This is a genomic window from Sphingomonas endophytica (assembly GCF_001476895.1).
Classification (GTDB): domain Bacteria; phylum Pseudomonadota; class Alphaproteobacteria; order Sphingomonadales; family Sphingomonadaceae; genus Sphingomonas; species Sphingomonas endophytica_A.
Map to the genome: position 1 here is coordinate 1 of NZ_LDTB01000282.1, position 631 is coordinate 631.

Below are 631 nucleotides of genomic sequence, written 5' to 3' on the forward strand. Positions count from 1 at the left end.
AGACGATGCGCTGCTCGGCGAGTCGCGCGAGAAGCAGTTCCGACCAAGCCTTGCGAAGCCTTAGCGTCAAGCCGTGCGGTTGGCTATATTTTATATAATCTATCAATCCTACAATGTCCGGGCCAATCGCGAAGAAAACCGGCAGATCTTCAGTTTTTATAGCGTCGTCTACAAGGATCGGCGGTATATCGAGAACGATACAGGCGCTGTCGCTTCGACCATGGAAGCTATGATCATAGCCTGCGGCGACGAATGAACCGACGCTTCCGGCCACAAAACCCGCTTGACCGTTCGTTTCAATGTCGAGCTGGCCTACATACGGGAGCACGACCTGATGATAGGAATGGTGATGTTGCATCACCTCGGTCCCGTAGCGTCTGACCGCCCACTGCATAGCGCTCGCCATCAGATCTCGTATCATGTCTGAACGTGCGGCGGCGACGGCGGATGAAGCGCGAAAGGGGTGGCTTCAGGCCAGCAGGGCAGTCGATTTTCTCGCTTCCCTATCGTGGTCGAGAAGGCGGCACATTCTAACAATGCCAGCTATCGACATGCCTCAGACCCGAAGCGGACGGACCGTTTTCCACCCACAGCGGTCCTCCCGCTATCGACCCTAGTCAGCCACCTGGAC

At 56.3% G+C, this 631-nt stretch carries 1 protein-coding gene; it reads right to left on the reverse strand.

All coding sequences use genetic code 11. From position 1 onward, the window contains the following. A partial coding sequence (locus NS334_RS17205) for a hypothetical protein (protein ID WP_206542737.1) occupies positions 1-421 on the reverse strand: 421 nt, incomplete at its 3' end. Between the last annotated feature and the right edge of the window lie 210 nt (positions 422-631).